The sequence below is a fragment of the Corynebacterium sp. MSK195 genome, from assembly GCF_030228885.1.
Lineage (GTDB): Bacteria > Actinomycetota > Actinomycetes > Mycobacteriales > Mycobacteriaceae > Corynebacterium.
This window is the reverse complement of record NZ_JASPGT010000001.1, coordinates 146,585-168,661: the sequence shown is the minus strand read 5'-3', so window position 1 is coordinate 168,661 and position 22,077 is coordinate 146,585. Positions and strand designations below refer to the sequence as shown.

The following is a 22,077-nucleotide window of genomic DNA, read 5'->3' as shown; positions in this document are numbered from 1 at the left end:
GTCAGGATCCTACCTCAACCCACGCGCTGCCCGCCTCTGCCGCTTCGAGCTGGCCCTGCGAGATCGCTGCCAGCGTAGCTTCCAGCTCGTCCAGCCCGCCTGGGCGCACGGCCAGCGTAAAGGTCACCGCGGCCGCATACGCAGTATCGGTTATCTCATAACCTCGCCCGCGCAGGTCCGCCTCTACCCGCCCGGCCGTCGCATGTGGGCACTCCACGGCATAAAGCTCCCGGCGCGCCCTGGTTACCGACCGCACCTTCTCCATGGCCTCGCTCACCGCACCACCATAGGCATGCACCAGCCCGCCGGCGCCCAGCTTGATGCCGCCGAAGTAGCGCACGACTACCGCACACACATCGAGCATGCCGGAGCCCTTCACCACGTCTAGCATCGGCTTTCCGGCCGTACCGGAGGGCTCGCCATCATCAGAGGATCGCTCCACTGGGTTCGCGCCATCAACGTGATAGACATAGGCGGAGCAATGGTGGCGGGCGTCGGGAAAGCGGCTGCGGGCGGCGTCGATAAACGCGCGGGCCTCTTCCTCATTGGTAACGCGACCAATCAAGGTAATGAACCGGGAGCGCTTAATTTCAATTTCGTGTTCGACCTGGCCTACTGGGCGACGATAAGAATCTTGCATTAGGCCACGAGGAATTCGTACTCGGGGGTGCCGGGCTTGAGGTACTGCACCGAAATCTTGGATTCTCCCATGCGCTCTAGCAGGCCCTCGAGATCCTCGGCACGGCTAAGCTGCAGGCCCACCAGCGCAGCGCCCGTCTCGCGGTTATTGCGCTTGAGGTACTCAAAGAGCGTGATGTCATCGGTCGGGCCCAGAATCTCGTGCAAGAAATGGCGCAACTGGCCCGGCTCCTGCGGGAAATTCACCAAGAAATAATGCTTCAGGCCGCGGTGGACCAGGGAGCGTTCCATGATTTCGGCGTAGCGCAGCACATCGTTATTGCCGCCGGAAATTACGCACACCACCGTTGAGCCTGGTTCCAGGTCCAATTGGTGCAAGCCCGCCACCGACAGTGCGCCGGCTGGCTCCGCAATGATGCCCTCATTTTGATACAGGTTGAGCAAGTCCGTGCACACCGCGCCCTCGGATACGGTGTCGAAGCTCAGGCGCTCGCGATTGGCCTGCAAAATCTCATAGGGCAGCGCACCTAGGCGCTTGACGGCCGCGCCATCCACGAAGGGGTCGACCTCCTCCAGCGTCACCGGGCCGCCGTGGTCAAACGCCGCTCTTAGCGACGCCGCCCCCTCCGGCTCCATACCCACCACCCGGGTCTGCGGCGCCATATCCGCCACGTAGGAGGTAATGCCAGAAATCAGGCCGCCGCCTCCCACAGGAACGACGATGGTATCGAGCGACTTGCCCTTGGCTGAAAGCTGTGCCACAACCTCCGCCGCGACGGTGCCTTGTCCGGTGATGGTGTCGCGGGCGTCGAAGGGCTCGATGAAGGTGGCGTCGCGCTCGGCGGCGTCGGCATGCGCGGCGGCAGCTGCCTCATCGAAATTAGCGCCCACCACCACCAATTCCACCTGGTCGCCGCCATGGACCAGGATGCGGTCGCGCTTTTGCATCGGCGTGGGCTCCGGCACGAAAATCTTGCCGGCAATGCCCATCGTGCGGCAGGCATAGGCCACGCCCTGCGCATGATTGCCGGCCGACGCCGTAACAATTCCCCGGCCGCGCTCTTCCTGGGGAACATTCGACATACCGTTTAATGCGCCGCGAATCTTATAGGAACGCACGTCCTGCAGATCCTCGCGCTTGAGATAGACCTCGCAGCCCGTCTCGGCCGACAGCCGGGCGCAGTACTGCAGCGGAGTCGGGGCGATTTCCGAGCTAATCCGCGCCTGCGCCTGCTGGATATCGGATGCATGGATGGTCGAATCAGTCATGTCTTGACAGTCTACCCATTCACTGGAATTTCACTGTCCTTTAGTTGCACCGTTACCTCCATCAGCAATAGTGGACATAACCACAAGAAAGGAAAATTTATGCTCAAGCGCATCTCTCTCTGCGTTACCTCCTCCCTCGTCCTCGCCTGCGCCCCGGCCGCCCACGCCCACATCGTGGATAACGTGCTGGAACACTCCGCCCCCAACGCCGCACTACAGCTGACCCCCATCGGTTCCCATGAATCCGGCGTCCTGGGCAAATCCGCCGCCGAAATCGTCGCCTACCACGCTGCGTCCCAGCGCATCCTCACCGTCAATGCGCGCTCCGGCGAGGTCGATATCCTCGACGCCTCCGATCCCACCCAGCCGCGCAAGATCGGCGCCATCTCCGCCGGCGGGGACAAGGAGATCAACTCCGTGGCCGTGCGCCCCGATGGCCTGGCCGTCGCCGCGGTACAGCAGGCGGACAAAACCGACAACGGCGAGGCGCTGTTCTTCAATGCCGAAACCGGCGAGGAGCTTGGACGCGTAGGCGTTGGCGCCCTGCCCGATAACGTGCACCTCACTGCCGACGGCCGCCACGCGCTGGTAGCCAACGAGGGCGAGCCTTCCGACGCCCTCAACGCCGAGGGCACCGCCTACCTCAAGGACCCAGAGGGCTCCATTTCCGTCATCAGCCTGCCCGAGCACGTCGCGGCGCCCGCGCTTGGCGACGTCCGCACTGCCGACTTCACCGCCTTTGACACCGCCGACCTCGACCCTTCTATCCGTGTCTTTGGCCCCTCCGAGCACCATAACCAGCCTTCGCGGGACTTCGAGCCGGAATATATTTCTTCCGCGGGCGGCAAAGCCTATGCCACGCTGCAGGAAAACAACGCCATCGCGATCATCGATATCGAGTCCGCCACCGTGGAAAAGGTAATCCCCGCTCATATCGCGGACCACTCCCAAGTGCCGGTGGATCCGTCCAATAAGGATGACGTGGCGAAGCTGCGCACCATCCCGGTCAAGGGCCTGTCCATGCCGGACTCCATCGGCGCTTTCGAGGCAGAAGGTCAGACCTATTTCGCCACCGCCAACGAGGGCGATGCCCGCGAGTGGGGAGGCTATACCGACGAAGTAGAGCTCAAGGACCTAGTAAAGGACGGCAAGGTCTGCGACGGCCTCGAGCTCCCCGAGGGCATTGAGGATAAGAAGTTTGCCGGCAACCTCAAGCTCACCAACGCTTCTGGCTGGAACGAAGAAAAGGAGTGTTTCGACGGCCTGTATTCCTATGGTTCGCGCTCCTTTAGCATCTACGACGCCGAGGGCAACGTCGTCTTCGATTCCGGTGCGGACTTCGAGAACATCACCAAGGATATGCCCGGCCTGAACTTCAACGCTGATAACGAGGATCCGGATTTCGATGACCGCTCCGATAACAAGGGACCAGAGCCAGAAGCCTTGACCATCGGCAAGGTTGGCGAGCGCACCTACGCCTTCATCGGCGCGGAGCGCGTGGGCGGCATCTTTGTCTACGACATAACCACCCCCGCCGAGGCACAGTTTGTCACCTACGTCAATAATCGCGATTTCTCCGTTGGCTACGACGAGGACGATGTTGCTGCCACCACCCAGGCCGGCGATCTCGGACCAGAGGGCCTGGCCTTCGTTCCCGCTGCAGATTCCCCTAGCGATGACGCGCTCCTCATCGCCGGCAACGAGGTATCCGGCACCACCACCGTGTTTTCCGTCAAGGACCTGCTTGCCGACGCCTCCGATGACACCGATTCCCCCTCCACGTCGGCGGGTTCCACTGGAACCAGCAACGGCAGCAGCGGCAGCAGCGTCGCTGCCGGCGTGGGCATCGTGGCCGGTTTGGTAGGTCTTGGCGCACTGATTGGCGGGGCGCTGGGCTTCCTGCCGAAGACCGTCGACGAGTTCTATGCGCTGTTGCCGGCGCAGGTGCGCAAGCTTTTGCCATAGACCTTCCGGGATTTACCTGCTAAATTATTTGAGGCTAATACCTCTCACTCTAAAGGAGAACCATGCGCAACCGTCTCAGTACCTCGCTCATCGCCGCCACCGCCGTGGCAGCGGGCCTCGTTGCACCAGCTACCGCTTCTGCCGCAGAAGATAAGGCGAAGGAGATTTCGGCTGAATGCCAGGCCGAGGTCGATAAGGCGAAGGAAGAACACCTCAAGAAGATCGAGAGCGGCGAGCTCGGTTCTTCCGCCCGCACCCCGCAGGAGCTCATGCAGGGCCTGGCCAACGGCTACGGCTCCTCCGGAATGCCAAAGGAGCCGGACTGCGTAGCCCAGGAAGCAGAGGAGCACCAGATCGAGGCACTCAAGCGCCTACCTATCTGGGGTTCTTCCTCCCCAGAGAAGTTCCTCGAGGTCATGAGCTGGGTTACCGTGGCTGCCAGCCTCGTTGCTGCGCTGCTGCAGGCCTTCACCATGGTTGCCAAGGTGAACCCGGCTGTGCTGGAGCCGATGAAGAATGCCCTCAAGCAGCTGGGCGTGCGCTTCTAAGCACTGAATAATCTAGCCGCTCCGGAGCTCCGGAGCGGCTTTATGCGTTTTAGAAGAGTTCTCGGGTAGCAATCTCCGCGCCTTCGACCAAGGACTGCAGCTTCGCCCAAGCAATCTGGGGGTGCAGGCGGCCGCCCAGGCCGCAATCGGTCGACGCGATGACGTTTTCTGGGCCGACTACTTCAGCGAATTGGATGATGCGATCGGCCACGAGGCGCGGATGCTCTACCGCGTTGGTGGAGTGCGAGACCACGCCCGGGTAAATCACGGTGCCCTCCGGCAGCGCGTGGTCCTGCCACACGCGCCACTCATGCGCGTGGCGCGGCGAAGCGGCCTCGAAGGAGAATCCGCCGACCTCGGCACGCAGGATTTCCTCGACGATATCCGCAAAGGGCACGTCGGTAACGTGCGGACCGTGCCACGAGCCCCAGCAGATATGCAGGCGCGTTTGTTCCTTGGGCAGGCCAGCGATGGAATCATTGAGGACGCCGATGCGCTCGCGGATAAAACCGCGGAAGTCCTCGACCGACGGCTCCGGGTTGATTTGGTCCCAAGCCTCGGCCAGGTCGGGTGCGTCGAATTGCACAATAAGCCCAGCATCGGTGATGGCCTGGTATTCGGTGCGCATGGCACGGCCGACGTCGGCAAGCAGCTCATGCTCATCGTCGTAGTAGCGGTTGGTCAGGCGCGCTGCCGAGCCGGGCGAAAGGGCGGCGATGAAGCCGGGGGTGCCGGTTGGGAGGGCGTCGGCAAGCAGGCGAACATCGGCGGCAACCTCGTCCTGGCCGATGTAGGTTACAGGGCCGGTGAACTCTGGGTTCGCCACCTTGGCGCGGCCGGTGAAGATGCCAGAATCCGGATCATTATAGGCCTCGGAGAACAACGCGCGGTCGCGGCGATCAATAAACGACGTCAGCCGCGGCTCACCCGGCTTAGATCGCACCACCTCGGCCGATTCCCAGCGGTCGGTATCCGTCATCGTCAGCCCGCCCAGGCGGCTAAACGAATAGTTCCACCACGCGCCATAATCCACCGCGCCAGAGGTGATATGGCCGTACTCGCCCTCGTTAATAATATCGAGGCCGAGATCGAGCTGCCGCTTGACGACGTCCGCCACCGCAGCCTCCAAAATCCCCTGAAACTCCGCGGCCGGCAGCTCCCCGCGCTGCAGGTTGGCTTCCAACAGCTCCGGGGTGCGCGGCAGTGAGCCGACGTGGGTGGTACGAATCTTGTTCACCATCAGGTTTCCTCCATCGATATAGACTGTGCTGTCTAGATTAGTGGAGGGCGCCTGCCGCCGCCGAGTTTAAATTCAGCCTAAAATGCCCGCGCCCATGGTGGCCTTGAGGTCGCCCATGAGGTTGCCGGATCGCTCCACGCGCAGGTGGTCGCCGAGGATCATGGTGGTGGACTCGGAGCCGTCGACAAGCTCGAGGTACACGTCTGACTCGCCCTGGTTTTTGAGCAGGACCTGCTTGAGCCGGGCAATGTTTTCCATGGTGCACTGATCCGTGCGCAAAGTCAGGCGCAGCGGCAGGCCGGCGCCACCGCCAGGACCGAGGTCTGGGACGCGGATATCGGAGCAGAACAGCGAGCGGCGCTCATCGCGCACCTTGACGTTCACTCGCGCGAGGATGATATTGTCCTCGACAATCTGCGGGGCGACGAGCGAGTACACCTTGTTGAAGACCAGGATTTCCACCTGCGCGCCGTTGTGGTCTTCCACCGTGACAATGGCCCACGGCGAGCCATCGCGCTTGGAAAAGCGACGGTCCACGCCCGAAATGATGCCGCCGATGATGAGCTCTTGGCCGTTATGCACCTCGTCGTTGAGGATCTTGGTCAGCGGCGTATCCGTCTGCGCGGCCAGCGCCTCCTCGAAGCCATCGAGCGGGTGGCCGGAAACATATAGGCCCAGCATCTCGCGCTCGAGGGCAAGTTCGTGTTTGCGATCCCAGTTGTCTTCCGGGATATCCAAGGCAAAGGCGTTGGAAGCCGCGTCGTCCTCTCCTCCGCCGATTCCAGCGAAGAGATCGAACTGGCCCTTATCCGCGGCCTTCTTGGTGGTTTGCACCGCATCCACCGCGTCCTCGTGGATGAGCATGAGGCCCTTGCGCGGGTGATTCAAGTCATCGAAGGCGCCGGCCTTAATGAGCGCCTCTGTCACGCGCTTGGTGCAGGCGGCGAGCTCGATCTTGTCCAGGTAGTCACTAAACGAGGTAAACGCGCCCTTGTCGTGGCGGGATTTGATGATGGATTCCACCACTTCCGAGCCAACGTTGCGGATAGCGCCCATGCCGAAGCGGATATCCTCTCCCACCGCCTGGAAGTCCTCTTCGGACTCGTTGACGGACGGCGGCAGCACCTTGATGCCCAGGTGGCGGCAGTCCGACAGGTAAATGGCGGACTTATCCTTTTTATCGCCCACCGAGGTCAACAGCGCGGCCATGTACTCCGGTGCATAGTAGGCCTTGAGGTAGGCCGTCCAGAAGGACACCAAGCCGTAGCCCGCGGCGTGGGACTTATTAAACGCGTAGGACGCGAAGGGCTCGATGGTGCCCCACAGCGCATCCATGGCGGACTTGGAGTAGCCGTTTTCTTGCATACCGCCCCAGAACTTGTCGTACTGCTGCGCCAGCACCTCCGGCTTCTTCTTACCCATCGCCTTACGGAAGCCATCTGCCTCGCCGGCCGTGTAGTTGGCGACCTTTTGCGAGATACGCATGATCTGCTCCTGGTAGACGATGAGGCCGTAGGTCTCATCCAGGATTTCCTTGAGCGGCTCTTCCAACTCCGGGTGAATTGGAGTGATTTCCTTACGGCCGTTCTTGCGGTCCGCGTAGTCCCAGTGGGCGTTCACGCCCATCGGGCCCGGGCGGTAGAGCGCAAGGGAGGCCACAATATCCTTAAAGCCGGTCGGCTTCATGCGCTTGAGAAGCTCCTGCATGCCGCCGGAGTCGAGCTGGAAGACGCCCAGCGTATCGCCGCGTGAGAGCAGGTCATAGACCTTGGAGACCTTGGGGTCGTCAGCATGCAGCTGCTCTAGGTGGATTTCTTCGCCGCGGTTGCGCTTGATGTTTTCAATCGCATCGCCGATAACGGTGAGGTTGCGCAGGCCCAAAAAGTCCATCTTCAGCAGGCCGATGGCCTCGCAGGCCGGGTAATCCCAGCCGGTGATATAGGCACCGTCGGCCGGGCGCTTCCACATGGGGATGTGGTCCATGAGGCGAACCGAGGCCATAATCACCGCACAGGCGTGCACGCCTGCCTGCCTGACGACGCCCTCCAAACCCCGCGCCGTGTCATAAATCTTTTTCACATCTGGGTCAGATTCCACCATCTGGCGGACCTCGGCAGCCTCGGAGTAGCGCTCGTGGTCTGGGTCCGTGATGCCCTTGAGTGGAATGTCCTTGGCCATGATGGCAGGCGGCAGCGCGCCGTTGATGCGGTCGGCCATCTGGAAGCCGGGCTGGCCAAAGTGCACCTTGGCCGAGTCCTTAATGGCCTGCTTGGTCTTCACCGTGCCGAAGGTAATCACCTGCGCCACCTTGTCCTCACCCCAGCGCTCGGCCGCATAGGTAATCATTTCGCCGCGACGGCGGTCATCGAAGTCGATATCGATATCGGGTGCGGACGGGCGCTCTGGGTTCAAGAATCGCTCGAAGAGGAGATCGTGTTCCAGCGGGTCGATATTGGTAATGGTCAGCGCGTAGGCGACGAGCGCGCCGGCCGCCGAGCCACGGCCCGGCCCCACACGAATACCTACGGAGCGCGCATGCTTAATGAGCTCGGCCACGATGAGGAAGTAGGACGGGTAGCCTTTCATCTCGATAACAGAGATCTCATACTTGGCGCGCTCGATATACTCCTCCGGAACATCACGGCCGGGAAAGCGCGCTTGCAGGCCCTCCATCACCTCATGGGTGAGCCAGGAAGTTGGGGTGTGGCCCTCAGGGACGTCGGCGATAGGCATGCGATCGTGGGTGTGTTCTTCCCAGATTTCGCCGTAGTCTTGCACGCGCTCGGCAATCCACAGGGTGTTATCGCAGCCGTCTGGAATCATATCGTCCCAGGTCTCGCGCATCTGCGCGGCCGACTTAATGTAGTAGCCGGTGCCGCCGAACTTGAAGCGGTCCGGGTCCATGAAAGTTTTGCCAGTCTGCACGCACAGCATCGCCTCGTGCGCCGGCGCCTGGGACTCCAACACGTAGTGGCAGTCATTGGTCACCAGCGGCGGCAAGTCCAGCTTGCGTCCGATTTCTAGCAGGCCATCGCGCGTGCGCTTTTCGATGTCCAGCCCATGGTCCATCAACTCCAAAAAGAAGTTGTCCTTGCCGTAGATGTCCTGCCACATGGCCGCGGCCTCCAGCGCCTCGTTGAACTGGCCGAGGCGCAGGCGGGTCTGGACATCGCCAGAAGGGCAACCGGTGGTGGCGATGATGCCGTCGGCATGTTCGGCGATGAGCTCGGCGTCCATGCGCGGCCACTTGCCCAACTGACCCTCGTAGGAAGCAAGCGAGGACAAGGTAAAGAGATTGCGCAGGCCGGTGGCATTCTCCGCAATCATAGTTTGGTGGAGGTAGGCACCGGAGGCGGAGACGTCATCGCGCTTTTGATCCGGCGTGCCCCACAGCACGCGCTTTTTATTGAAGCGGGATTCGGGCGCCATATACGCCTCGATGCCGATGATGGGCTTGACGCCGGCGCCGGTCATGCGGCGGTAGAAGGCATCAGAGCCATACATATTGCCGTGGTCGGTCATGCCGACGGCCGGCATTTCTTGGCGGACCACCTCGTCTGCCAGCATATCGACCTTGGCCATGCCGTCCAGCATGGAAAACTCGGTGTGGTTGTGCAGGTGGACGAAGGAGGAGTTTTTGGCCATGCGGCTCATCATAGCGGGGCGGTCAAAATGGGCTATTATTTTGTGATGCTCTACACGCTCGCCGCCTACATTATGTGGGGATTTTTCCCCGCGTTCTTCCCTCTGTTGCTGCCGGCATCGCCGCTGGAAATCTTGGCTCACCGCGTGTTGTGGACCGCGGTTTTAGTCACCGGATTTTTGCTCCTCGGCGGCCGGTGGCGCGAAATGGCGCGCATGGACAAGCGCACGTGGGGTTGGCTTGCGGCCGCAGGTGTATTCATCACGGTTAATTGGGGTACCTACGTGGTGGCGATTAATAGCAACCACGTGGCCGATGCGGCGCTGGGGTATTTCATCAATCCCTTGGTGTCGGTCGCCCTCGGCATGGTGTTTTTGAAAGAGCGGCTCCGCCCGTGGCAGGCCGGCGCGGTGGGCGTTGCGGCCATCGCGGTGCTGTATTTGACGTTCTTTACCGGCCAGGCGCCGTACATTTCGCTGCTATTGGCGTTCAGCTTCGGCTTTTATGGGCTGCTCAAAAAGCAGGTTCGAGTGTCCTCGGCCGTCTCGGTCGCAGCGGAGGCGCTCGTGATGTCACCGTTGGCGGTGGGATACATCCTGTGGCTAGAAACAAGCGGCCAAGGCACGTTCGCCAGCGAGGGCGTCGGCCACGCGCTGCTTTTGGTCAGCGCCGGCTTGATCACCGCGCTGCCGCTACTCTGCTTTGCAGAGGGCGCACGGACGCTGCGCTTATCGACGATCGGAATGCTCCAATACCTCACCCCCATCATGCAGATGCTGTGGGCGCTCTTTGTCACCCACGAGCACTTTTCGACGCACCGCTGGATCGGCTTCGGCATCATCGGCGTGGCGGTGGCGATTTACGTCGCCGACTTGGTGCGCATGGCTAGGAGCGCTTAAGTTCCTCGCGGGCAGCGCGGGCCCGGCGACGCGCCGCCTGTTCCTCTTCTGCCCGCAGCGCCCAGCGCGGCATCACCACGACGAGAAAGATGCCATAGGCACATACGATCCCGGAAAACACCAGCGTCATCGAGGTGCCGCCGGTGACAAGGCTGATAAGAAGCGCGATGCCGGAAACCACCACCGCGACCCACGCGGCGATATAGCCAAATTTGTAGTTGGGCATCCACTGCGAAAAGGGCTGATGTGAGGACATAGGTCTAGCCTACGCGGTAGTCGTATTCGCAGGCCCGGTATCGACGAGGTCCGGTGGGGGCGGATCCCAAGGGTTGACCCAGCGCACGCCGCGGGCCGTGCGCTCGAAGCGCCCGTTGCGCGGCGGGCTGGTGCGATGGTCATCATTGCGGCCATTGTGGTAAGCACAGGCGGTGGTGAGGTTCTTCGCATTGGTCCATCCCCCGCCGGCCCAACTGAAAATGTGGTGGATCTGGCACTCATCGGCAGGCTTATGGCAGCCCTTGACCGGGCATGTGGGGTTTTCCGCCGCAGCCATCATGAACTGCTTCCAGGTAGCCCCACGGCGCATGCGGTACAGGTTCACAGGGCCCTCTACGGGGTGGAGCAGGGTGACAAATCCCTCCTCGGCAAGCGCGCGCTGGGCCAATTCGGAGCCCGTAATCTGCGCGCCATTGGTCATGGTCAGCACTACATCGTCGCTGCCATGGGCCACGCCAACCAACTTATCCAGCGGCACCACCACGTTGGTGCGCACGGTGGAGGTGGCGGCACTGGTGCCGGTGCGGAAGAAGGAGGCGACGTCGGCAAGCGAGCCGGCATGCTGGTGCAACTCGGCGATGAGTGCGGACGGCCCAGTGATGGACAGCGTCCAGGGTTTGCCGGCGGCGCGGCGCCGCAGCCGCACCCCCGGCTTGGGTTCGCGCGGCGCGCGCATCTCGCGCAGCTTCTTGCGAGCACGCCTTTCCATCTCCCGCGTATCGCACGCAATATGGGTGAGCTCGGCGCGCAGGGCCCAGGCGCGGGCTTGCGTGGGCGCGCGCCGGGCATGCTTTTCGATGACCTCCAGCGTCGACAGCGAATGCCGGTTGCGGCGGGCCCCGTCCACCGCGCGGCGTTGGCGGCGGCGAAAGTTGGTGGTGCCGAAGTAGACCTGCGCGAGCTGTGCTACAGATTCTGCTGCAGCATCGGGCATGCCGGCGGCGATAAGGTCCGCGGCGGAGGCATCGGCGGCCTCGGCGAGGATATCCATCGCCGAGTTGAGTGCCGCTATATAGGCCCGAATGTGTTCCATGCCCTCGATGCTAAAAGCGCTGGGCGGCCACCGCGCGCCATAGGGCCCAGGAGGGCGATATTAGCTGGGAGGGCGGATGGCGAAGCTGCCCCAGGCGGCGTCCGCGGGTGCGGGTTCGACGGCGGCGACGGAGGGGGTGGAGGCGACGTCGGCAAGCTGGGCGCCCGACCCCCACACCACTGCCGCGCTCACCGCGGTGGGACGCTGCCCATAGGAGGCATCGATGCGGTCGAAAGCGCGTTGGATGACCGCGGCCCGGTCCTCGCCGGCGGTGGGTTCGGGCACGTCGATGGGGGCGGTGGAACCGATAAGGATGGCGTCCATGCGCGGGGCTGCGGCAACGGCGGCCGCGGCGGCTACGGGCGGCAGGTCCTCGTCAAAGGTGACAAGGGCGTAGGCAGGCGCGTCCGGAATGTCGCTACCGGATACGCGCGCAATATACTCCGCTCGCGATTCCCCATCCGGGCCGAGCTGGTCTCCTTGCACCTGCGAAGAAGCCTGGGTCCCTAGGGCGCCAAAAAGCGCGAGCGCGGCCAAGAAAAGCACCGCAAGCACCGCCAAGGCCGCTAGCCGACGCCGCCGGTAGACCTTCCTCATCCCCGCAGAACCTCCAAAGCGTGCTCGAGATCGGCCGGGTACGGCGCTTCAATCTCGAACCACTTGCCGGTGCCGGGGTGAGTAAAGCCGAGTTTTACCGCGTGCAGCCACTGGCGCTCGAGCCTAAGACGCTTAGCCAGGTTCGGATCCGAGCCGTACATCGGATCGCCCACGCACGGGTGGCCGGTGGCGGACATGTGCACGCGGATCTGGTGGGTGCGGCCGGTCTCTAGGTGCACCTCGATGAGGCTGGCCTCGCGGAAGGCCTCGATGAGGCTGTAATGGGTGACGGCCGCTTTGCCGTCGTCAAGCACGGCGAATTTCCAGCCCGACTTGGGGTGACGGCCGATAGGCGCATCGACGGTACCCTCGATGGGATCCGGCAGGCCCTGCACCACGGCGTGGTAGGTCTTTTTTACGCTGCGGTACTTAAAGGCATGCTTGAGCGCGGAATAAGCGCGCTCCGAAGAAGCCACGACCATCACGCCTGACGTGCCCACATCGAGGCGGTGCACGATGCCCTGGCGCTCGGTCGGCCCGGACGAAGCCACGGTATAACCGGCCGCGCGCAGCCCACCAATCACCGTCGGCCCGTCCCAACCCACGCTGGGGTGCGCGGCCACGCCCACCGGCTTATGCACGCAGATGATATCGGCATCGCTGTAGAGCACGTCCATGCCCTCGACCAGCTCTTCGCGCGGCAGCAACGGTTTTTCTGGCTCCGGCAAAAGCACCGAAACCACGTTGCCGGAGGTCAACCGCTCGGACTTGCCCAGCTCCTGGGAATCGATGGTCACGTTGCCCTCGGCGCACAGCTGCGCGGTGGCGCTGCGGGAAAGGCCAAGGAGCTTGGCTAGGGCGGCGTCGGCACGCATGCCTTCTAGGCCTTCAGGAATGGGGAAGCTGCGCATCTGCCTATTCATGCTCGGCCTTCCTTTCTTCCAGCACCATGGCGATGATGAACAGCACCACGCCGCAGGTAATGGCCGCGTCCGCAATATTGAACACGGCGAAAGAGCCGACCGAAATATAGTCCACCACGTGGCCAAACCAGAAGCCGGGGGCGCGGAAGATGCGGTCGGCGAAATTACCCAGCGCGCCACCGGCGATGAGCGCTAGGCCCACCGCCTGGCCGGAGTGGGTAATGCGCGGGGCAGCAATGGCCACACCGAGCACAAAGACCAGCTGAATGGTGGTAAAAAGCCACGTCGAGCCCTCCCCGCCCATGGAAAAGGCGGCGCCAGGGTTAAAAAGCAGGGTAAACCGGAACCAATCCCCAATAACCGGCAGGGGCTCGCCCTCCGTAAGGATGGAGAGCATTATTTGTTTCACGGCTTGGTCCACCAGCGCCACGGCGATGACAACCGCGGCGATAAGTCCTGTCTTGCTCCTTCGTTTTTGACTCACCCGCTCTATTCTAAACGGGAGCGTCCGGTATTTTGGTAAGCGTGTTTCGAGTCAAAGTTTTTGCAGCCCTGACCACAGCCGCCGTAGCGCTTACGGCGTGTTCCTATGAAAAGCCGGGACCCGCGGTAGAACAGCCCGTGGGCCTGACTATCGACGCCCCACGCGTCACCGTGGACAATCCCGGCACCGGGGAGAAAAAGCTCCTGGAATACCGCGATATCGACTCCACGCAGGACGTGAACTACCGCGTTACCGAGGGTTTTTCGCAGGACCTGCTCAAAAAGTCCGCGGCCGAGAAGTTTCAGGCCTCCGACGTCGAATCCACCACCACTACCCTGCCGCTATCGGCCAAGGTAGATAAGGCTAGCGAGGACGTCGAAGACCAGCTGCCGGCTACCCGCAATGCCTTCGTCACGGCTGGTGCGCCGGAAACTTCTGGCGACACCGACGTCTCCTCGGCCGAGGGATTTCAATTTGGCTGGCGCGGCCAAAATACCGGCCAGATGAATTCCTTGCGCCTTGCCGCACCCCAGGAGGCCACGGATGAAGCCCGTGGCTCCGTGGAACAGGCAATTATGAAGCTGACGGCCCTGCCCGTGGTTTTCCCCACCGAGGAGGTAGGCAAGGGAGCGAGCTGGACGGTGGATTCGCGCGTTACCGGCGAGTCCACCCTGCTGCAGACCACGCGCTATACGGTCGCTTCCATCGAGGGCGACCAGGTCAAGCTCAACGTAGAGGTAGAACAGCGGCCGTCGCTAGGCGCACTGTCCTTTGAGGGCCAGGCCCAGGGCACGGAGTTGGAGGACAAGGAGCTCAAGGTTGTGGACTCCAGCACCCAATCCAAGGGCAACATCACGGTAGACCTGAGCAAGCCGCTGCCCGTGGGCGGTAACGTGTCTTTCGACACGAAGGTCATTTATGGCGCCGCCGGCTCGGAGCTGCGCGTGGTGCAGTCGAGCCTGACGGAGCTGAACTTTTCCTAGTTACTCGGCCGGGGCTTCTACTGGGGCCTCAGCTGGCGCCTGCTCGGCGCCGGCAGCCGGGGCGTCGCCTTCAGCCGGGGCAGCGTCGCCCTCGGCCGGTGCCGGGGCGGGTGCGGAGGCACCGGCGCCGGTATCTGCACACATTTCTGGAACCTGCTCCGGCGGCACGGTGTTTTGGATGAGCGTGCAAGCCCACGCCTTGGAAAGCTTCCAGGTGCCATCTTCGTACACGAACTCCACCTGGTCAGCGGTCTGCTGCTGGCCATCAGCGGTGGTGAAGTTCACGGTGGTCAGCACGGACTGCGGGTCATAGCCCGGAAGCACAGGATCGACGACCTCGAACTCGGCGCCGGATTCCTGCTTGGACTGTGCCATGGTGTCAAAGATTTCCGGTGCGGTCTCGCCGCCCTGCACGGTGGCGGTCTTTTCCTGCTCAGAAGCGTTCGGATCCGTGGCCTTGGCCAGGATGGCATTGAGATCCGCCGGGGACGGCAGCGCTGGGGCGGCGGAATCGCCGTCGGAAGAGGCGGATTCCTGCGCCTCGGTGTTGGTGGCGGCGGTATCGTCCTGCTCGTCGTCGGAAGAGCAGGCGGCCAGGGCGGTGGCCGCGGTCAGTGCGAGGCACGCGGCGCTAAACTTGCGGAATTTCACTTCTAACTCCTCACGTCTGGGTTCTAAACTCCCATCAGTTTACAGCTGCACCAGCTTTTTCCGGGCTGCGCCCGCCGCGTGGGCGGAGATTTCTTTAACCTTGAGTGCATGACCCAACTTGCTTTGATCGCCACCGGCGGCACGATCGCGTGCACCACCGTGGCCGATGGTTCCCTGGTTCCCACCATCTCCGGCGCAGACCTTGCCGCTGAAATCGACGCCGAGGTAGTGGAATTTCGCCAGCTCGATTCGTCCTCTATTACTTTGGCGGACCTCGATGAGCTCATTGCAGTAGTCAACGAGCACACCGCGCGCGAGGATATCGGTGGCGTGATCATCACCCATGGCACCGACTCCATGGAGGAAACCGCGCTGGCGTTGGAGACTTTCTGTGCAGGGGCAAAACCCATCGTGCTTACGGGCGCGCAGCGCGCCTACGATCACCCCGCGGCCGACGGCCCCACCAATCTGCGCGCTGCCCGCGAGCTTGCGGCCAGCGGGCGCCCTGGGGTTTTCCTCTGCTTTGGCGGGGAGACCATCCCGGCGCGCGGTGCGCGCAAGCGGCACACCAGTGACCTGCGCGGGTTTGAGTCGCTGCCCGTTCCTGGCACCACCCCGCGTTTGAATCCTGCCCCGCTGGCGTCGCAGCGTATCGAGATCATCCCCGCCTATCCGGGAGCGGGGCGCCTGCTGGTCGACGCCGCCGTAAACTCCCCCGCCTCCGGCCTCATTGTGGAGGCCATGGGCTCGGGAAACATGGGCGAGGAGATGGGCCGCGCGCTTGCCGACGCCCTCCACGCCGGCCTCCCCGTCATCATTTCTACCCGCACACCCTATGGCCCGACGGCGCTGGCTTACGGTGGCGACGGCGGTGGCGCGAGCCTGGGCAAACGTGGCGCCATCAACGCCGGATGGTTCCGCCCGAGCCAAGCGCGAATCCTGCTCGCGGCGGCGCTGGCCACCGGTACCGATCCGGCGGAGCTTTTTGCTCAGGAGGGCTAGTCCTCGCTGGTCAGCCAGTCTTGCCAATCCAGTGAGTCGAGCGGGTCTGCTGGCACGAGCGCGGGATCATTAGCCGCGAAGGATTTGGTGCGGCCGGGACCCGTGGCGCGGGTTTCAAAGCGCACGCTGACTACCCCGTGGCCGGCACCTTGAATCCAACCGTGGCCGTAATCGGGGTGGAAGACGTCTTGCGTTGCGTGCCACTGGTTATCGGTTTCTTCCTCCACCGTCACCGTAGTCGCTGGAATAGCCGGTGTTGCGTCGTCGCTCACCCCAGTTTCATAGTCCGTGTCTGCCGGTGCAGGGCGCACGATTTCGCGATCTAGCTCCGGAAAAAGCACGTCTTGGCGAGCGGTCTCCAGCCCGGAATAGCTCACCCCTACCAGGCGGATGGGCCCCAGCTCATCGGGATAGCGGGCGAGCTTGAAGGCGGCGGCGGTGAGCACGGCGGCGTCGTCAGTCGCATAAGGCAAGGTGGTCGAGCGCGATTCGATATGAAAATCCGCCATGCGCAGCTTTACTGTTACCGTCCGTGCGCCGCGCCCATCCTTAAGCAGCCGGCGGTGCGCGCCCTCCGCAGCCCGGGCGATGGCTGCATCGACCTCGGGGGTGGTCTGCAGATCCTTCGGGTAGGTGTGCTCGGTAGAAATCTGTTTAGAGATAGCGCGCGGTGCCACCTCACGGTCATCAATGCCGCGGGCCAGCTGCCACAGCTGCAGCCCAACCACGCTGCCGATGGAAATCTCTACTTCCTTGCGCGTCATCGCCGCCAGCTGCCCAATGGTCTCGACGCCGATGGACTTGAGCTTCGCGCCGGTCACCGGGCCGACTCCCCACAGCTTGTTCACCGCAAGGGGGTGCAGCATTTCTAGCTGGCGCTCCGCCGGAATAACAAAGGTGCCGTCGGGCTTCGCCTCGCCGGAGCCAATCTTGGCAAATTGTTTGCCCGAGCCCGCCCCAATGGAGCACGGCAGACCCGTTTCTTCCCGAATGAGCGCGCGCAGCTCATCCGCCCAGCGCTTGACCTCCTCCGCGCTCGCCCCTTCCAGGGCGGCGGGTTCCATAAAGGCTTCATCGATAGAAAGCTGCTCGATGACCTCCACGTGTTGCGCGATGATGCCAAATACGCGCCGCGAGGCTGCTGAATAGACTGCCCGGCGCGGCTGCACCACCACCGCGCGAAGTCCAACAAGCTGCTGCGCGCGGTACATCGGCATGGCCGAATGCGCGCCGTACTCGCGCGCCTCATAGGAGGCGCCGGCCACCACGCCGCGCCCACTGGTGCCTCCCACCAAAACGGGACGCCCCTGCAGCGTAGGCCGGGTCAGCTGCTCGACGGAGGCGAAAAACGCGTCCATGTCGATATGTAAAACCCAGCGTTGCATGCGGCCCAGTCTAATAGGCGCACCTCCACATGCACTCCTGGGTGTTTGCGTGCCGTTAATTAAAGCTTTTATTTCTTTCCATCTTCACGTCACCCACATGCAATATTGCGACCTTATCTTTTTCAAGGTTATTTCTTGAAGAAAGTATTTCGCTGATTATGAACTCACCCCACGTCATCTTGCGCGGCGTTAAGCGCGAATTCGCCGATAATACGGGCCTCCACGAGACCGATCTAAGCATCAACCGCGGTGAATTCATCTCTATTCTGGGCCCCTCCGGCTGCGGTAAGTCCACCCTGTTGCGCTGCATCGCCGGGTTGGAAACTCCTGATGCGGGCACCATTGCCATTGGTGAGAGAGAGGTTTATGGTCCGCGGACCAATGTGGCCGTCAACAAGCGCCGGCTGTCTATGGTCTTCCAAGACCTCGCACTGTGGCCGCACATGACGGTGGAAAAGAACATCGAGTTTCCGCTGACAACCCCAGGCAATAAGGTGGCGGCAGGCCAGCGGTCCGAGAAGGTGCGCGCCTGCATGGACATGGTGGGCATCACCAGCAAAGCGAAGGCGCGGCCAAACCAGCTCTCCGGCGGCCAACAGCAACGCGTCGCCATCGCCCGTGCGTTGGTTTCGAATCCGGACCTCCTGCTCATGGATGAGCCACTGTCCGCCCTCGACGCCGCGCTGCGCGTGCAAATCCGCGCCGAGCTCACCCAGCTGGCACAGGAGCTGGGGCTGACGGTCATCTACGTCACGCACGACCAAGCCGAGGCACTTGCCATGTCGGATCGCGTCGTGGTTATGAATCAAGGCCACATCGAACAATTCGCGGATCCGGTCACCCTTTATGAACAGCCGGCCACCGATTTCATCGCTGGCTTTGTAGGCACCATGAACCGCCACCCACAGCTGCCCAGCGTACGTCCAGAAAATCTCACCGTCACCACTGCGGAGGAGGACACCGGCGCCTCCCCGCGCCGGGTCGAGGCGCAGGTTCTTGGCGCTCACTACATCGGTGGGCGCTACAAGTTGCGCTGCGACGTCCCCGGGGCGGAGGAACCCTGGGTGACGTATTCACCGCATCGCTTCACTCGCGGCGAGACCGTCTACCTCAACTATCCATCTTCTCTTTCTGCATAGGAGCCACACATGTTTACCAAGAAGTTCACCGCCACCATCGCCACCACCGCTGCTGGTGCGCTCGCCTTGACCGGTTGCGGATCCGTCGAGGACAGCGCCGATACCGCCACCGACCAGTCCACCTCTTCTGCCGAAAAGTGGCAGGCACCTGAAGGCCTGTCCGGCGAGGTGGATTACTACTCGGCTAACCCGCAGGGGCTTACCGACGCCCTCGTGGAGGCCTTCGAAGAAAAGACCGACGTCCACGTAAACGTCTTTGCCGATACCACCGGCAAGATCACCGCCAAGCTCAAGGCCGAGGAAGCCAACCCGCAGGCTGACGTGGTCTACCTCGCCTCCTGGGCGGCAGCTAGCAAGCAGGAAAAGTCCGGCGCCCTTGAAAAGTACACGCCGGAGGGAGCGGACAAGATTGAGTCCAAGTGGGCGTCGGAAAGCGGGGCGTTTACCGGCCGCGATGGTTCGGCCCTAGCGCTGGTAACCAACACCAACGTCGTGGACGAGGCCCCGAAGGACTGGGAAGATCTCACCGATGAAAAGTACAAGGACCAAATCATCATGCCGGACCCGCGCGAATCCGGTACCGCAGCCGACCTCATCGCGGCCATGGTAGACCAGTGGGGCGAGGAGAAGACCTGGGATCTCTTTGACAAGCTCTTTGACAACGGCATGATCGTCCAAGGCGCCAATGGCCCAGCGCTGGACCAGGTCACCTCCGGCTCGCGCGGCATTGTCCTCGGCGGCGTTGACTACTCCGCATACTCCGCGCAGAAGAAGGGCGAGCCGCTCGAGGTTGCTATCCCAACCTCCGGCACCACGGTTACCCCGCGCCCAGTCATGATCCTCAAGTCCTCCGATAACAAGGAAGCCGCAGAGGCATTCGTGGACTTCATGTTCTCCGATGAGGCACAGGAGATCTCGGCCTCCAAGAACATGATCCCGGCCAATAAGGACATCGCTCCAAAGAATGGCCCGAAGCTGGATGAGATTAAGACCCTCAACGATGACCTCGATGGCCTGGTTTCTCAGTCCAAGGACATCAAGGAAACCTTTGCCAAGCGCTACCTGAAGTAACCAATGAGCTCCACCACCACTCCCCAACGTCGCCTTGGGATCTACGGGGTCCTTCTCATCTTACTCGCCCTCGTCGCCGCGCCGCTAGCCTCCGTGCTGGTCAACGCGGCCGTGGGCTACCACGATGAGCCCTCAGCCCTAGGCAGCATTGTCCAACCGGGCATGCTGCACATCCTTGGCAATACCGTCCTGCTCTCCGTGCTGGTCGTGGCTTTTGCCACGCTCATGGCCGCGCCGCTCGCCTTCCTCCGTTCGTGGACGCGGTTTAGCAGGGCCAATTGGATCGAGATCGTCATCATGATCCCGTTTATGACCCCACCCTTTGCGGCAGCGATGGCGTGGATGGATTTCACCCGCCGCGGTGGTGTGGCCGAGATGCTGCTCGGCCACGGCGCCGGCAAGCTCGCCCACGATGCCATCTACTCGGTGTGGGGAATGGCCTTCATCATGGCCGCGGAGCTCTTTCCATTCTTGTACCTCATCCTGCGCACCTGCCTGAATTCCATTCCGGCGTCCACGCTGGAGATGGCACAGATAGCCGGCGCGAGCCGCTGGCAACAAGCCGTGCGCATCATCGCTCCGAACATAATCGGCCCCTTTTCCCTCGGCGCGCTGATTATCTTCATTAAGGCCGCCGGCGAGTTTGGCACCCCAGTCACGCTTGGCAACGCCATTGGCTACAAGGTGCTCGTCTCCTCCATCTATGAAGACGTCACCATCGACCCCCTCGATTTTTCCAGCGCCGCTGCCTCCTCGTCGGTGCTCTTTGCCATCGGCGTGGCCGCCTGGGCTTTCCAACAATGGATTTCACGCCGCGACCTCTCCGGCGGTGGCCGAGTAAGCCGCCCCGTACGTATCCGCCTCGGCTCGGTCGGCACCATCTTCGGCGCTGTGGTGACCGCAACAATCTTCATGGCCGCGGTGGTCATCCCCTACCTTTCCATCACCTTGGCCGCGATGACCATTCTGCGCTCGGCCCCGCCTACGCCTAATAACCTGACCTTCGATTACTTTTCCATCGTTTTGCAGATGCCCACCGCTCAAGAGGCACTTGTTCGCTCCATCGGACTAGGCGCCCTTGGCGCGACCACCGCGGTTGCTCTCGGCGTCCTCGTCACGGTGCTCACCCGCCGCCAAAGCACCATTGCCGCAAAATTCAGCGATTTCTTGGCCATCGCCCCCGACACCGTACCCGGCATTGTCCTGGCCATTGGATTTATTTTGCTGTGGAACTCTCCCTGGCTGCCATGGTCGCCCTACGGCACTATGGGCATGCTAGTTATGGCCTTCACCGTGCTCTTTTTGCCCATGGCCATCCAAAACATCAAGGCTTCAGCAGAGTCCGTCTCCCCTACCGTCTACGAGGCCGCTGCTATTTCCGGCTCCTCCACTCTGCATACCTTTGGGCGCATTACCCTGCCCTTGCTTGCCCCTGGCATCTTCGCTGGCTGGCTCCTCGCCTTCTTCGTAGGCATCCGCGAGCTGGTCATGTCCTCACTCATTCGCCCGAGCCAAGTCAACCTCTTGGCTCCGTGGATCATGAACCAATTCGATCAAGGCCACCGTGCCGAGGCTATGGCTATGACGCTCATCGGCGTCGGAACCTCCACCGTTGTCTTGGTAGCTATCACCTGGTGGCAAAACCGGAAGGCCGCACATGCCCGCTAGCATTTTTGTCTTTGCCGATCTGCACCTAGGCCGCCCGGGCGCCCCTGGGCTGGACTGGGCCCTGCAAGAACTCGAAGTTGCCGCCAATAGTGGAGCCACGGCGTGCGTGTGCTTGGGCGATATCATCGACCGCAACGCTGAGGCGTCCGAATTCGTGCCCCAGGCCCGCGCCGTAATGGCCCACGCTGCCACACTGTTCGGCGAGGTCCACTTCATTTCTGGCAACCACGATACCCACCACAACCTGGACTTTCCGCCCGAGGTCACGGTCCACGGCACGCAGGTGCATACCTTTCATATAGGAAACACCACGGTTCTAACCGCAGCGGTGGCCACCGATCCGGACCCGCGCCGCCTCCAGTTTCCTCCCCGCCGCAGCGACGGCCCCGTCCTCGGCCTCCTACATTCTTCCGTCACCGGTGAGTTTTCTAAAGGCACCTGCCTGCCGCTGTCCGTGGCTGAGCTACAGGCCTGCGAGGCCGATGCCTGGATCCTTGGGCACGTCCACACCCCGCACACGCTTGCCGACGCCCCCTTCATCGGCTGGGTCGGCATGGGCCACGGCTTACTCTTCGCCCCTGATACGTGCCACGTCACACGTTTGCCTAACTAGATTCGTTCCCCACAAATACCCTCATATTCTTGCTTGCATGCAAGCTTGC

Annotated in this window: 20 protein-coding genes; 9 read left to right on the top strand and 11 right to left on the bottom strand. The window is 62.4% G+C overall.

Annotated features, from left to right (window positions below; translation table 11 throughout):
- Position 1 precedes the first annotated feature (1 nt).
- Both QP909_RS00775 and ilvA read right to left on the bottom strand, forming a co-directional pair.
- Positions 2-640: a YigZ family protein gene (locus QP909_RS00775; RefSeq protein ID WP_284765786.1), complete on the bottom strand. Its 639-nt coding sequence runs from the start codon at positions 638-640 to the stop codon at positions 2-4.
- A complete protein-coding gene (gene ilvA, locus QP909_RS00770; protein WP_239277367.1) occupies positions 640-1,908 on the bottom strand; it encodes a threonine ammonia-lyase IlvA in 1,269 nt (422 codons plus the stop codon). The genes QP909_RS00775 and ilvA overlap by 1 nt, the downstream gene beginning before the upstream one ends.
- A gap of 99 nt (positions 1,909-2,007) precedes the next feature.
- On the opposite strand from ilvA, the gene QP909_RS00765 reads away from it, so the two are divergent.
- The gene (locus tag QP909_RS00765; protein ID WP_284765785.1) at positions 2,008-3,873 is read left to right on the top strand and encodes a choice-of-anchor I family protein; all 1,866 of its coding nucleotides are present in this window, start codon (positions 2,008-2,010) and stop codon (positions 3,871-3,873) included.
- A gap of 62 nt (positions 3,874-3,935) precedes the next feature.
- Positions 3,936-4,421, top strand: coding sequence for a hypothetical protein (locus QP909_RS00760; RefSeq protein ID WP_284765784.1), 486 nt, complete (start codon positions 3,936-3,938; stop codon positions 4,419-4,421).
- A gap of 49 nt (positions 4,422-4,470) precedes the next feature.
- On the opposite strand, the gene QP909_RS00755 is transcribed toward QP909_RS00760, so the two are convergent.
- Positions 4,471-5,661 carry a cobalamin-independent methionine synthase II family protein gene (locus QP909_RS00755; protein ID WP_284765783.1) on the bottom strand — a complete coding sequence of 397 codons (1,191 nt, stop codon included), beginning with the start codon at positions 5,659-5,661 and terminating at the stop codon, positions 4,471-4,473.
- 72 nt (positions 5,662-5,733) lie between these two features.
- On the bottom strand, positions 5,734-9,306 hold the full coding sequence (gene dnaE / locus QP909_RS00750; protein ID WP_239277363.1) for a DNA polymerase III subunit alpha: 3,573 nt from the start codon (positions 9,304-9,306) through the stop codon (positions 5,734-5,736).
- Between the two features lie 45 nt (positions 9,307-9,351).
- On the opposite strand from dnaE, the gene rarD reads away from it, so the two are divergent.
- Positions 9,352-10,203: an EamA family transporter RarD gene (rarD, locus tag QP909_RS00745; protein WP_040425232.1), complete on the top strand. Its 852-nt coding sequence runs from the start codon at positions 9,352-9,354 to the stop codon at positions 10,201-10,203.
- On the opposite strand, the gene QP909_RS00740 is transcribed toward rarD, so the two are convergent.
- The 5 genes from QP909_RS00740 to lspA are packed head-to-tail and all read right to left on the bottom strand — an operon-like array spanning position 10,190 to position 13,516.
- Complete coding sequence (locus tag QP909_RS00740) at positions 10,190-10,459, bottom strand: permease (protein ID WP_284765782.1); 270 nt, start codon at positions 10,457-10,459, stop codon at positions 10,190-10,192. The two genes, rarD and QP909_RS00740, sit on opposite strands and share 14 nt — an antisense overlap.
- 9 nt (positions 10,460-10,468) lie before the next feature.
- Positions 10,469-11,512: an HNH endonuclease signature motif containing protein gene (locus QP909_RS00735; protein WP_284765781.1), complete on the bottom strand. Its 1,044-nt coding sequence runs from the start codon at positions 11,510-11,512 to the stop codon at positions 10,469-10,471.
- 60 nt (positions 11,513-11,572) lie between these two features.
- Entirely contained in the window at positions 11,573-12,109 is a 537-nt protein-coding gene (locus tag QP909_RS00730; RefSeq protein WP_284765780.1) for a hypothetical protein, read from the bottom strand.
- The gene (locus tag QP909_RS00725; RefSeq protein ID WP_284765779.1) at positions 12,106-13,032 is read right to left on the bottom strand and encodes an RluA family pseudouridine synthase; all 927 of its coding nucleotides are present in this window, start codon (positions 13,030-13,032) and stop codon (positions 12,106-12,108) included. The genes QP909_RS00730 and QP909_RS00725 overlap by 4 nt, the downstream gene beginning before the upstream one ends.
- Positions 13,025-13,516, bottom strand: a complete 492-nt coding sequence (gene lspA, locus QP909_RS00720) for a signal peptidase II (protein ID WP_005324557.1) — start codon at positions 13,514-13,516, stop codon at positions 13,025-13,027. The genes QP909_RS00725 and lspA overlap by 8 nt, the downstream gene beginning before the upstream one ends.
- 41 nt (positions 13,517-13,557) lie before the next feature.
- On the opposite strand from lspA, the gene QP909_RS00715 reads away from it, so the two are divergent.
- Positions 13,558-14,499, top strand: coding sequence for a hypothetical protein (locus tag QP909_RS00715; RefSeq protein WP_284765778.1), 942 nt, complete (start codon positions 13,558-13,560; stop codon positions 14,497-14,499).
- On the opposite strand, the gene QP909_RS00710 is transcribed toward QP909_RS00715, so the two are convergent.
- Entirely contained in the window at positions 14,500-15,150 is a 651-nt protein-coding gene (locus tag QP909_RS00710) for a WKL family lipoprotein (protein ID WP_049377625.1), read from the bottom strand.
- Between the two features lie 108 nt (positions 15,151-15,258).
- On the opposite strand from QP909_RS00710, the gene QP909_RS00705 reads away from it, so the two are divergent.
- Entirely contained in the window at positions 15,259-16,152 is an 894-nt protein-coding gene (locus QP909_RS00705) for an asparaginase (protein ID WP_284765777.1), read from the top strand.
- Here the strand turns inward: QP909_RS00705 and QP909_RS00700 are convergent.
- Positions 16,149-17,537, bottom strand: coding sequence for a DNA polymerase IV (locus QP909_RS00700; RefSeq protein WP_284765776.1), 1,389 nt, complete (start codon positions 17,535-17,537; stop codon positions 16,149-16,151). The two genes, QP909_RS00705 and QP909_RS00700, sit on opposite strands and share 4 nt — an antisense overlap.
- 158 nt (positions 17,538-17,695) lie before the next feature.
- Here QP909_RS00700 and QP909_RS00695 point away from each other — a divergent pair, with 158 nt between their 5' ends.
- From QP909_RS00695 to QP909_RS00680, 4 genes are read left to right on the top strand one after another with little or no spacing between them, the layout of a single operon-like run.
- Complete coding sequence (locus QP909_RS00695; protein WP_284765775.1) at positions 17,696-18,676, top strand: ABC transporter ATP-binding protein; 981 nt, start codon at positions 17,696-17,698, stop codon at positions 18,674-18,676.
- A 9-nt stretch (positions 18,677-18,685) separates the two neighbouring features.
- On the top strand, positions 18,686-19,747 hold the full coding sequence (locus QP909_RS00690; protein ID WP_150851776.1) for an ABC transporter substrate-binding protein: 1,062 nt from the start codon (positions 18,686-18,688) through the stop codon (positions 19,745-19,747).
- 3 nt (positions 19,748-19,750) lie between these two features.
- The gene (locus QP909_RS00685; RefSeq protein ID WP_284765774.1) at positions 19,751-21,415 is read left to right on the top strand and encodes an ABC transporter permease; all 1,665 of its coding nucleotides are present in this window, start codon (positions 19,751-19,753) and stop codon (positions 21,413-21,415) included.
- Positions 21,405-22,028: a metallophosphoesterase gene (locus QP909_RS00680; RefSeq protein ID WP_284765773.1), complete on the top strand. Its 624-nt coding sequence runs from the start codon at positions 21,405-21,407 to the stop codon at positions 22,026-22,028. The genes QP909_RS00685 and QP909_RS00680 overlap by 11 nt, the downstream gene beginning before the upstream one ends.
- Positions 22,029-22,077: the final 49 nt, after the last annotated feature.

What these genes read in the sequence shown, in the direction of transcription:
- QP909_RS00760 (WP_284765784.1), top strand. Translation starts at nt 3,936, where the DNA reads ATGCGCAACCGTCTCAGTACCTCGCTCATCGCCGCCACCGCCGTGGCA.
- QP909_RS00775 (WP_284765786.1), bottom strand. Translation starts at nt 640, where the DNA reads ATGCAAGATTCTTATCGTCGCCCAGTAGGCCAGGTCGAACACGAAATT.
- dnaE (WP_239277363.1), bottom strand. Translation starts at nt 9,306, where the DNA reads ATGGCCAAAAACTCCTCCTTCGTCCACCTGCACAACCACACCGAGTTT.
- QP909_RS00705 (WP_284765777.1), top strand. Translation starts at nt 15,259, where the DNA reads ATGACCCAACTTGCTTTGATCGCCACCGGCGGCACGATCGCGTGCACC.
- QP909_RS00730 (WP_284765780.1), bottom strand. Translation starts at nt 12,109, where the DNA reads ATGAGGAAGGTCTACCGGCGGCGTCGGCTAGCGGCCTTGGCGGTGCTT.
- rarD (WP_040425232.1), top strand. Translation starts at nt 9,352, where the DNA reads ATGCTCTACACGCTCGCCGCCTACATTATGTGGGGATTTTTCCCCGCG.
- QP909_RS00685 (WP_284765774.1), top strand. Translation starts at nt 19,751, where the DNA reads ATGAGCTCCACCACCACTCCCCAACGTCGCCTTGGGATCTACGGGGTC.
- QP909_RS00740 (WP_284765782.1), bottom strand. Translation starts at nt 10,459, where the DNA reads ATGTCCTCACATCAGCCCTTTTCGCAGTGGATGCCCAACTACAAATTT.
- QP909_RS00735 (WP_284765781.1), bottom strand. Translation starts at nt 11,512, where the DNA reads ATGGAACACATTCGGGCCTATATAGCGGCACTCAACTCGGCGATGGAT.
- ilvA (WP_239277367.1), bottom strand. Translation starts at nt 1,908, where the DNA reads ATGACTGATTCGACCATCCATGCATCCGATATCCAGCAGGCGCAGGCG.
- QP909_RS00765 (WP_284765785.1), top strand. Translation starts at nt 2,008, where the DNA reads ATGCTCAAGCGCATCTCTCTCTGCGTTACCTCCTCCCTCGTCCTCGCC.
- QP909_RS00680 (WP_284765773.1), top strand. Translation starts at nt 21,405, where the DNA reads ATGCCCGCTAGCATTTTTGTCTTTGCCGATCTGCACCTAGGCCGCCCG.
- QP909_RS00725 (WP_284765779.1), bottom strand. Translation starts at nt 13,032, where the DNA reads ATGAATAGGCAGATGCGCAGCTTCCCCATTCCTGAAGGCCTAGAAGGC.
- QP909_RS00755 (WP_284765783.1), bottom strand. Translation starts at nt 5,661, where the DNA reads ATGGTGAACAAGATTCGTACCACCCACGTCGGCTCACTGCCGCGCACC.
- QP909_RS00695 (WP_284765775.1), top strand. Translation starts at nt 17,696, where the DNA reads ATGAACTCACCCCACGTCATCTTGCGCGGCGTTAAGCGCGAATTCGCC.
- QP909_RS00690 (WP_150851776.1), top strand. Translation starts at nt 18,686, where the DNA reads ATGTTTACCAAGAAGTTCACCGCCACCATCGCCACCACCGCTGCTGGT.
- QP909_RS00700 (WP_284765776.1), bottom strand. Translation starts at nt 17,537, where the DNA reads ATGCAACGCTGGGTTTTACATATCGACATGGACGCGTTTTTCGCCTCC.